At 49.9% G+C, this 6,926-nt stretch carries 9 protein-coding genes; all 9 read right to left on the bottom strand.

Annotated features, from left to right (window positions below):
• Positions 1–36: 36 nt before the first annotated feature.
• The 9 genes from lspA to LLG96_08995 all read right to left on the bottom strand — a co-directional run bounded on the left by lspA (position 37) and on the right by LLG96_08995 (position 6,847).
• Entirely contained in the window at positions 37–534 is a 498-nt protein-coding gene (lspA, locus tag LLG96_09035; GenBank protein ID MCE5250350.1) for a signal peptidase II, read from the bottom strand.
• Positions 534–917: a TraR/DksA family transcriptional regulator gene (locus tag LLG96_09030; protein ID MCE5250349.1), complete on the bottom strand. Its 384-nt coding sequence runs from the start codon at positions 915–917 to the stop codon at positions 534–536. Before LLG96_09030 ends, lspA begins: the two co-directional genes overlap by 1 nt.
• 108 nt (positions 918–1,025) lie before the next feature.
• Positions 1,026–1,847: a purine-nucleoside phosphorylase gene (locus tag LLG96_09025; protein ID MCE5250348.1), complete on the bottom strand. Its 822-nt coding sequence runs from the start codon at positions 1,845–1,847 to the stop codon at positions 1,026–1,028.
• Between the two features lie 75 nt (positions 1,848–1,922).
• The gene (locus LLG96_09020; GenBank protein ID MCE5250347.1) at positions 1,923–2,594 is read right to left on the bottom strand and encodes a DivIVA domain-containing protein; all 672 of its coding nucleotides are present in this window, start codon (positions 2,592–2,594) and stop codon (positions 1,923–1,925) included.
• A gap of 87 nt (positions 2,595–2,681) precedes the next feature.
• Complete coding sequence (locus tag LLG96_09015; protein MCE5250346.1) at positions 2,682–3,002, bottom strand: YggT family protein; 321 nt, start codon at positions 3,000–3,002, stop codon at positions 2,682–2,684.
• Between the two features lie 7 nt (positions 3,003–3,009).
• Positions 3,010–3,696, bottom strand: coding sequence for a YggS family pyridoxal phosphate-dependent enzyme (locus tag LLG96_09010; protein ID MCE5250345.1), 687 nt, complete (start codon positions 3,694–3,696; stop codon positions 3,010–3,012).
• 66 nt (positions 3,697–3,762) lie between these two features.
• Complete coding sequence (gene nrdR / locus LLG96_09005) at positions 3,763–4,215, bottom strand: transcriptional regulator NrdR (GenBank protein MCE5250344.1); 453 nt, start codon at positions 4,213–4,215, stop codon at positions 3,763–3,765.
• Between the two features lie 87 nt (positions 4,216–4,302).
• Complete coding sequence (locus tag LLG96_09000; GenBank protein ID MCE5250343.1) at positions 4,303–5,577, bottom strand: serine hydroxymethyltransferase; 1,275 nt, start codon at positions 5,575–5,577, stop codon at positions 4,303–4,305.
• Between the two features lie 73 nt (positions 5,578–5,650).
• Complete coding sequence (locus LLG96_08995) at positions 5,651–6,847, bottom strand: electron transfer flavoprotein subunit alpha (protein ID MCE5250342.1); 1,197 nt, start codon at positions 6,845–6,847, stop codon at positions 5,651–5,653.
• Positions 6,848–6,926: the final 79 nt, after the last annotated feature.

The following is a 6,926-nucleotide window of genomic DNA, read 5'->3' as shown; positions in this document are numbered from 1 at the left end:
TCACATGAGAGGGTGGTTCCGGCTTTCATAAGAGGATCATTCCGGTGCAGGGGTGATTACATCCCCGGTGGAGTCTTTTTTAAAGGCATATATAAAAAAGAGAATAAACATTCCAAAGGTGATATAAATATCGGCGAGATTATAAACCGGCCAGCGATAGTGCCCGATACCCATTTCAATAAAATCTCTGACTTCACCGAACCTGATACGGTCGATAAGATTACCTATCGCGCCTCCCAGAACCAGAAAAACCGCAATCTTTCCAAAAATGTTTTCCGGTCGCAGCGTACCTTTGAAAAACAAAAAAGCAAGAAGAAGAATAACGAGGATATTAACGACGATCATTACAGTCGGATTACCAAATGAGATACCGAAAGATGCTCCGGAATTTTTGATATAGGTCAGCTTGAGATAATCCCCAATGATATTCCGGGATTCATAGAGGTTAAGAAATGAATCGACAGCATGTTTTGACAGCTGATCTGTAACAACAGCAAAAATAAAAAGTACAATAAGCCAAAAATACCTGCGCACTATAATCCTCGCTGTTTTTTTTCTTCGGCGTTCTTGCACTTTATGCACTGCGTTGCATTGGGAACAGCCTCAAGCCGGGACTTTGAAATATCATTTCCGCACGAACGGCACTTCCCGTATGTCCCATCCTTGATACGATCGAGGGCTTCGTTGAGATGGTGGAGATAACGCCCTTCACGTGAGGCGAGAGAAAACGCCATTTCCCGCTCCATGGTATCAGTACCCTGATCGGCCATATGAAAAGAATAGGCGGAAAGATCACCGGACTGATCCTTGGAAGTCGTACTCATGGTCGAGGTCTCGAGATAACCGAGCTCGGCCACCAGCGCTTCCTTTTTTCTCAGGATCAAATCCTTGAAGTACTCAAGATCCTTTTGATTCATAATCAGCTTCCCTCTGATGGAGAAAGTACTTTCAAACTCATATCGAGTTAAGTAAGATACAATATTATTTCCAGAATTGAAAGTAATTTCTGATCAAGGACAAAAAATTTACAGCTTCCCGATTACCTCCCTTATAAGCATCGTCAATCTTGGTTCAGCCGCTTCACAGGTTGCGATGATCTCCTGTATGACCACGCGTTCCAGGTTTTCGGGAATGCAAATGTCGGAAATTATGGTTATACCGAGCACTTCCATACCCATCTGAACAGCCACAATAGCTTCCGGAACTGTGGACATTCCGACCATGTCTGCCCCTATCATTCTGAGAAAGCGGTACTCGGCTGCGGTTTCAAGCGACGGCCCCTGCATCGCTGCGTATACGCCCTCCCGAAGGCCTATTCCCTTCTCCACAGCCGCAGAACGGGCCAGTGCCATGAGACGCCGTGAATAGGGTTCGCTCATATCGGAAAATCTCGTACCGAATTCCGGTTCGTTCACACCCCTGAGCGGGTTGTCTCCTAATAAATTGATATGGTCTTTGATAAGCACGAGATCGCCCTTCCCGAAATCGGCCCTTATACCGCCTGCGGCATTTGAAATCACAAGAACCGAAGCGCCGAGATACTTTAAGACACGCACGGGGAATGTGATTTCCTGCATGGAATATCCCTCGTAATAATGGAATCGTCCCTGCATGGCGACTACCCGATGCCCCGATAATGTTCCTAAAATCAGCCTGCCCTGATGGGATTCCACGGTAGAATGAACAAAACCGGGAATATCGGAATACGGAATAACCGTTTCAGACTGTATCTCATTGCTCAAACCACCGAGACCGGTTCCGAGAACAATTCCCGCTTCGGGCACAAAATCGGTCATGGAGGAAATGTAGTCACGCGCCTTTTTAACCATATCGGTTATAACAGTCATTGTTTACCTTTCAACATAACACGTCGCATGAGCGACCATATGTATTACGATTCTCACTGTTTATTTTGCCTTTATTTACTTATCATCTTCCTTTGCGTCATCGAAATCCTCCGGGAAAAATGTCTCCCGGGTCAACTGTACAACCTCATCCGCTTTTTTCCCGGATTGTTTCGGCTGCTGTGGTACTTCCTTCGGGGCTGTTTCTTTCAAGGATATCTCTTTCTGAGATACTTCTTTCCGGGATGTTTCAACCGTTCCTTCATCTGAAATCGGCTTCATATCCTCGAGTTTCTTCTCCTCGGAAAATGTATACTGCTCAAATACATCGAGCTGGGCTTTGGTAAGCGCTTTTATTTTTGTGAGATATGTGTCTTTGTGAACCTTGAGCTCCGTAAACGCGCTCCGGAGCCGCGTCAGTGCATTACGGCCTTCTTCGATAATCGAAGCTGCTTTCACTTCGGCCTCGCGCACGATTACCTCGGCCTGTTTTTTTGCAGTTATGATTGTATCTTCACGAGCTTTCTGGGCGGAAAGAAGGGTTTCCCTGAGAGTACTCTCGATATCACGGTACTTCTTGAGCTGACTGTCCAGATTAGCCACTTTTTCATTCATCAGGGCGTTATCACGGACAAGGGTTTCGTACTCCATAGAAATCATATCCAGAAACGCCGTCACCTCGTCAGGGTCAAAACCACGCATCGTCTTTCTGAATTCATGTTTCCGTATGTCAAGCGGTGAGATATTCACGGTTATTCCCCCTCTGTAATAATTTTCAGCACCTGATTCATCTCAATGAAAACACGCATTATGCGTAGAATTTATCCTTCTGTATTTTCATCTGTTTATTGCGCAATAAACTTCAATATTTTCAAGCAGTTCCTTAAAACCAAGCCCCAGCAGAAGAATGATGATTGCCGCCACGAGAGGAGCGTAATCAATATTACGTGTGCATCCCTGTTCTGGAAGTATAACCCGAACCGGGGTAACAAACGCTTCGGTCATATTTTCCAGGGTAAGTACAAGAGATCGCGCCTGCACCGGCATGAACCGGACAATAATCGATCTCGCAATCAGGAGTCCCGCAGCAATAATCGTACACGCCCGGATAAGGAGGATCATTCCTTCCAGTATATGATAAAAAACCATGCGAATCATGGAATTGTCAAATCCTTTTTCCGAAAATTGCCGTTCCTACCCTGACCATGGTCGAACCTTCCTCGACCGCGATGGTAAAATCATCAGACATGCCCATGGAAAGCACTTCCATACGGGGAGCCAGCTCCGGATCGGCGCGGAAAGAGTCAAACAGGTCACGCATCCGGGCAAACTCGGAACGAGTAACCTCTCGAGTCACACCGAACGATCCGAGGGTCATGAGCCCCCTTACATCGAGATTCCTTTTTTCGGCCGCACAGGCAACCAGGTCACGGACTTCATTGACCGGGACACCCGATTTGGCGGATTCACCGGAAATATTAACCTGAATGAGCACTTTGAAGATTCGTCCCGTTTCGGCGGCACGCTCCGAAAGCAGATCGACAATTTTTTTCGAGTGTATACTGTCTATCCACTCAAACAGGGCTGCCGCAGGTTTGACTTTGTTCGACTGAAGCGGACCGATCATGTGCCAGATAACCGGAAGAGCTATATCGGGGATTTTCGAGGATGCTTCCTGAACCCTGTTCTCGCCGAAGTGCACGATTCCCGCAGCAGCTGCCTCCTCAATCTCCCGTACCGTGCGCGTCTTGGTCACAGCGAGCAGAACCACCTCCGAAGGGTCGCGTCCCGCGCGGGAAGCCGCTTCGCCGATCTCCTCGTACACGCGCTTTATGTTTCCGGCTATTGACATTGTATTTCTCTCAAACACCTGTCAGGAATTACCGCAGCAGTATACGGAAAAAGCCAACATACGGATTCACGACTCGATGAAGTTTTTCAGCTCTTCCATAAATTCCGACTTGTCCTTGAATTTACGATACACGGATGCAAACCGGACATATGCGACTTCGTCAAGGTCCCTGAGATGCCTCATGACCATTTCACCGACAAGTTTCGATGAAATTTCACGTTCACCACGCATCTCTATTTCGCGGACTATCTGGTCGACTATCTCATCGAGCCTGTCAATCGAAATCGGCCGTTTTGCACATGAAATCGTAATACCCCTGAGCAGTTTCTTCCGGTCGAACGGCTCGCGGGTACCATCGGATTTAATGACATTGAGTGAGACATCCTCAATGTACTCATAGGTCGTAAAACGCTGGTTGCACTTCTGGCACTCCCGACGTCTTCTGATCGATTCGCCGTTTTTAGAAGATCTCGAATCGACCACCTTGTCTGTATCAGAACCGCAAAACGGGCACTTCATACCGGTCGCCTTTCATGTTAACGCCCAAACGGATTATCGCTCTGAAGCCGTCTGACCCGTGAGCTCCTTTTACAATAAAAAAAACGCTTACCATGCAAATATCGGAAACGATTGAGCAAGTTCGCGGGATTCTCCGCGTATTTTCGCCAAAACTGTTTCGTTATCAATATTTTTCAGAACACGCGAAATAAAATCGGCAATCGTGCGCATCTCAGGCTCTTTCATTCCACGGGTCGTGAGGGCGGCTGTACCGATACGAATACCGCTCGTTATCGTCGGTTTCTCCGTTTCGAAGGGGATTGTATTCTTATTGACCGTGATTCCGGCGATCCCGAGGGCTTCCTCCGCAATTTTCCCCGTGATGCCGCTCCCGCTCAGATCGACCAGAATGAGATGGTTGTCCGTCCCGCCCGACACAAGAGTGTATCCACGGGACATGAGCTCCGCCGCAAGCGTTTTACAGTTCACGACAATCTGCCGTACATAGGTTTTGAACTCCGGTTTCAGCACCTCGCCGAACGCCACGGCTTTTGCGGCAATGATGTGCATGAGAGGGCCGCCCTGAATACCGGGGAAAATCTGTCTGTCGACCGGTTTTGCCAGCTCTTCGGTGGACAGGATAAATCCGCCGCGCGGACCACGGAGAGTTTTATGCGTCGTCCCCGTTACAACATCGGCAAAGGGCACCGGGCTCGGATGCTCGCCGCCGGCAATGAGCCCGGCTATATGGGCTGCATCAACCATGAAACGGGCGCCGACCTCGTCGGCGATTTCCCTGAATTTCGGAAAATCGATGATCCGCGGATAGGCGGTCGCGCCTCCGACGATCAGGGCAGGTTTTGTCTCACGGGCCTTCTTGGCAAGAGCATCGTAGTCGATCAGGCAGTCTCCGCGCCTGACACCGTAGGGAATGATCTCGTACATACGGCCCGAAAAGTTCACTTTACTGCCGTGGGTCAGATGACCACCATGCACGAGGTCCATCGCCATGATACGGTCGCCGGGCTGGAGCATGGCAAAATAAGCCGCCATGTTGGCCTGCGAACCGGCATGAGGCTGAACGTTCGCATGATCACAACCGAAGATGGTTTTTGCCCTTGCGATCGCAATCCGCTCGACATCATCCACGAATTCGCACCCGCCGTAATAACGCCGCCCCGGATAACCCTCGGCATACTTATTCGTAAGCATGGAGCCGGCGGCCTCAAGAACCGCGGTCGATGCATAGTTCTCGGATGCTATCATCTCGAGGTTGTCGCGCTGACGTTCAAATTCATGTTTTATCTCTTTGTAGACCTCGGGATCGGATTTGAAGAGATAGTTGCCCGTACAACAGCCGGAAACAGTATTCGATTCACTCATGGTTATTTCCTGTCTAAGGTTCAATGTTCAGGGTTACAGTCCATTTTCTATTCCATACAAACAGTTCCGCCATTTATGCCAGACCTCTGCGGCTTTTCAGCTCCTTTATCAGTTTCGGGACAATTTCCAGTACATCTCCGACAAAACCGTACGTCGCGACCTTGAAAATCGGCGCATCGGGGTCCCTGTTGATGGCTATGATTACTTCCGATGTTTTCATACCGGCAATATGCTGCACAGCACCGGAAATACCGCACGCAATATACACCGTCGGCCTCACTGTCCGTCCCGTCTGGCCAACCTGGTGGGAATAATCGATCCATCCGGCGTCAACGACCGCGCGCGACGCTCCGACAGCTCCGCCGAGAAGCTCCGCCAGCTCCTGGAGCAGGGAGAAATTCTCCGGTTTGCCTATCCCGCGCCCGCCGGAAACGATGATATTGGCATCGGCAAGGTTGACACCTTCCTTTGAAGGAATCCACTCAAGTATTCTTGTCATCTGATCTGCTTCCGAAAGGCTGACTTCCTCCCTTACAACCTCGATGGCGCGCTTCTCACCCCTGAGCGGCATGGCAAACACTTTAGGCCGTACGGTCGCCATCTGGGGACGGTGCCGTGACGATTTGATGGTTGCCATGATGTTCCCGCCGAATGCAGGACGGGTCTGGAGGAGACTCCGCGTTTCATCCTCGATATCGAGATCGGTGCAATCGGCTGTCAGTCCCGTTCTGAGCTCGGTCGCAAGCCCGCCTCCGAAATCTCTCCCCGTTGCAGTGGCGCCGATAAGAACGATTTCAGGCTTGTACCGGGTGATGAGCGCAACCGACGCAGCGACAAACGGCTTGGTGCGGTACCGTGCAAGCACAGGATGCTCAACCGCATACATACGGTCAACGGGATAATGCGAGAGCTCATCCAGAAGCGGTTCGATGCCTTCCCCCATCACCATGCAGGAAAGATGGGTGCCGAGCCGGTCGGCAAGCTTCCTTCCCTCGCCTACGAGCTCGAGCGATACATGGTGAATGCCGCCGCCGTCCTCCTGGACAAACACCCAGACACCGTGATATTCATCGATGTTCACGTGGCCTGTACGATCTCGCTCGGGAAGAACGATTGCATCGAACTTGCAGGAGCTTACACAGATTCCGCATAATGTGCACTTCTCGTTAACAACCGCTTTTTTATCGATGAGATCGAGCGCGCCGAAGGGGCAGGCCTTTATACATAATCTGCATCCGACACACTTTTCTTTTATAATGACAAGTCCCATGTCACCTCACTCTGATTAATGAACGAACAATGCAGCCGGTATTTATGAAAGCCGTCATTACAGACACCCGGCCCCGTTT

The sequence above is a fragment of the bacterium genome (assembly GCA_021372535.1).
GTDB lineage: Bacteria > Latescibacterota > Latescibacteria > Latescibacterales > Latescibacteraceae > JAFGMP01.
This window is presented reverse-complemented; position numbering and strand designations above follow the sequence as displayed.

Excerpts from the sequence above, each read along its gene's own strand:
- LLG96_09030 (MCE5250349.1), bottom strand. The coding sequence starts at position 917 with ATGAATCAAAAGGATCTTGAGTACTTCAAGGATTTGATCCTGAGAAAA.
- LLG96_09025 (MCE5250348.1), bottom strand. The coding sequence starts at position 1,847 with ATGACTGTTATAACCGATATGGTTAAAAAGGCGCGTGACTACATTTCC.
- LLG96_09015 (MCE5250346.1), bottom strand. The coding sequence starts at position 3,002 with ATGATTCGCATGGTTTTTTATCATATACTGGAAGGAATGATCCTCCTT.
- LLG96_09010 (MCE5250345.1), bottom strand. The coding sequence starts at position 3,696 with ATGTCAATAGCCGGAAACATAAAGCGCGTGTACGAGGAGATCGGCGAA.
- nrdR (MCE5250344.1), bottom strand. The coding sequence starts at position 4,215 with ATGAAGTGCCCGTTTTGCGGTTCTGATACAGACAAGGTGGTCGATTCG.
- LLG96_09000 (MCE5250343.1), bottom strand. The coding sequence starts at position 5,577 with ATGAGTGAATCGAATACTGTTTCCGGCTGTTGTACGGGCAACTATCTC.
- LLG96_08995 (MCE5250342.1), bottom strand. The coding sequence starts at position 6,847 with ATGGGACTTGTCATTATAAAAGAAAAGTGTGTCGGATGCAGATTATGT.